Source organism: Algibacter lectus (genome assembly GCF_900112395.1).
In the GTDB taxonomy this organism is placed as follows: Bacteria; Bacteroidota; Bacteroidia; order Flavobacteriales; family Flavobacteriaceae; genus Algibacter; species Algibacter lectus.
The window spans coordinates 1-1,760 of sequence record NZ_FOLN01000027.1 but is presented as its reverse complement, the minus strand read 5'-3'; the positions used below and the strand labels follow the sequence as shown (position 1 = coordinate 1,760).

Annotated in this window: 4 protein-coding genes; 1 reads left to right on the top strand and 3 read right to left on the bottom strand. The window is 30.2% G+C overall.

From position 1 onward, the window contains the following. Positions 1 to 103: 103 nt before the first annotated feature. The 3 genes from BM246_RS19675 to BM246_RS19665 form a co-directional block, all read right to left on the bottom strand. Positions 104 to 571: a hypothetical protein gene (locus BM246_RS19675; protein WP_139221946.1), complete on the bottom strand. Its 468-nt coding sequence runs from the start codon at positions 569 to 571 to the stop codon at positions 104 to 106. A 143-nt stretch (positions 572 to 714) separates the two neighbouring features. Further along, on the bottom strand, positions 715 to 1,143 hold the full coding sequence (locus BM246_RS19670; RefSeq protein WP_074940715.1) for a hypothetical protein: 429 nt from the start codon (positions 1,141 to 1,143) through the stop codon (positions 715 to 717). Between the two features lie 10 nt (positions 1,144 to 1,153). Then, positions 1,154 to 1,537, bottom strand: a complete 384-nt coding sequence (locus tag BM246_RS19665) for a hypothetical protein (protein ID WP_074940712.1) — start codon at positions 1,535 to 1,537, stop codon at positions 1,154 to 1,156. Positions 1,538 to 1,589: 52 nt separating this feature from the next. On the opposite strand from BM246_RS19665, the gene BM246_RS20200 reads away from it, so the two are divergent. Continuing rightward, complete coding sequence (locus tag BM246_RS20200; protein ID WP_262481207.1) at positions 1,590 to 1,718, top strand: hypothetical protein; 129 nt, start codon at positions 1,590 to 1,592, stop codon at positions 1,716 to 1,718. Positions 1,719 to 1,760 lie beyond the last annotated feature (42 nt).

Genomic DNA, 1,760 nt, shown 5'->3' with positions numbered 1-1,760 from the left:
AAATCGGGTTTAATATTTGACAAGGAATATAAAAGTGCGCTAGTGAAAAATTAATAAGATTTTACTTGTTTTTTAGCACAGTACTTTGTTAGCAAATGGTGTTTTAAAAGTTTTCAATAAAATAAAATTTCGATAAAATTAATGCTCGATTTTCATCAGTAGACTTCTCTATATTACTAATACTTTTTATTGATTCTCCGTCTTTAAAATAATAAACATCATCAATTTTTTTTATTTTTTCAGATGTATTTTTGTCAGGGCTTGATTCAACGATTTCACTATAAACAAGATTATCGTATTCGTAGTAAAATTTATATGTTGCTGATAATTCTTTTAAGTCAATATTTACAATCACTCGAACAATATCAGAGTGCTGATTATGCAATTCCGATATTTTAGTAATTCCGAATGTTTTTCTGTCGGAGTTTGGTGTTTCAAATTCCTTTGATTTTTGAATGGTATCTTTTCTATTGTTTACGTATGAAACATATTTGTCAATATCCTCAACAGAATTCAACGAATAGCAGCCAGAAATAACTAGTAATAATATGTAGTACTTGATTTTTTTCACTTTTTGCTAACGTTTATGTATAAGAATAGTTGCGGTTTTGTGTGCGAGGATTTTCCGAAGGAAAATCAGACGTAACAAAAGTGCAACGACCTTTGATTAAGCCTAAAATAGCAATTATTTTTATACTGTGTTGTACACCGTTTTTATTTAGTTGTTTCTAAAAGTTTTTCCAATTCCGCATTTCCTTTCCATCCTTCTGTTTCATTCATTGCAATTGCTAAATATTTCTTGGCTTCGTTTAGGGATTGAGCTACGCCTTTTACTGTTCCATTTCTCCAAGGACTTTTATATTCAGGAATAAGGTATTCAAAATAATATTCGTGATTTCCAATGTTGTTGATTATTACAAACCAATTAGACTCCCAGTTATTTTCCGTTAAAAGAACTAATCTGTCGTGTGAAGTTAAACCCCAAATTTGTGTGTTCTCAAAGTTTTCGTTTATTAAATTGATTAATTCAATCATCGCAGTCGACCTAATTTTCCAAACAGGATTTTTGTCGTATTCGCCTAATTCCTTGTATAATTCAATTAGCGATTTTTTACTGTGTTTTGTGCAAACGGTTATTGGCATTTTGTCTTAATTATTTTTCGGTTCCGTAATATTCGTCATAATGATGTTTAAATTCCGTTTGCAATAATTCAGATGAGATTCCGCCAAATTGGATTTCATATTCTTCATTGTCCATTCCTGTGATTGCTCCACCCCAACCATTTAGCTCTGTTCTGTTTTCCAGATAAACTTTTAGTTCGGGAATTACAACAGTATCAATCAGTTTTAATTTCGGTTCGTCATCGTTTATTTGAACATTATATTTCTTACAATGATTTCTAAAAAGTTCATAAGGTGATTCCACGTTTTCAAAATTGATTTTTCCGTGAATAACTCCCATTGGTGCATCAGCAAATTCAAAATCAGTTGTTCCGATTTTTACTCCGTTTAATTCTATGTAGTATGTTTTTCTCAAATGGTGTACAACGGAAACCGTATATTATTAGTAATGGCTAATATATAAACTAATGAAATACAGTTTTCGACCATTGGTAAATACTAACTTTAAAACAAAAACACTAGAGCCATTATTAATTATATACAGTGTGCCTGTTGCACAACGTGTTGTTAAATATACAGAAATTTCGTATATTTAGTAATGCAAGGCACAAAAATATATCAAGAGAAATTATTCAGCA

Excerpts from the sequence above, each read along its gene's own strand:
- BM246_RS19670 (WP_074940715.1), bottom strand. The coding sequence starts at position 1,143 with ATGCCAATAACCGTTTGCACAAAACACAGTAAAAAATCGCTAATTGAA.
- BM246_RS20200 (WP_262481207.1), top strand. The coding sequence starts at position 1,590 with ATGAAATACAGTTTTCGACCATTGGTAAATACTAACTTTAAAACAAAA.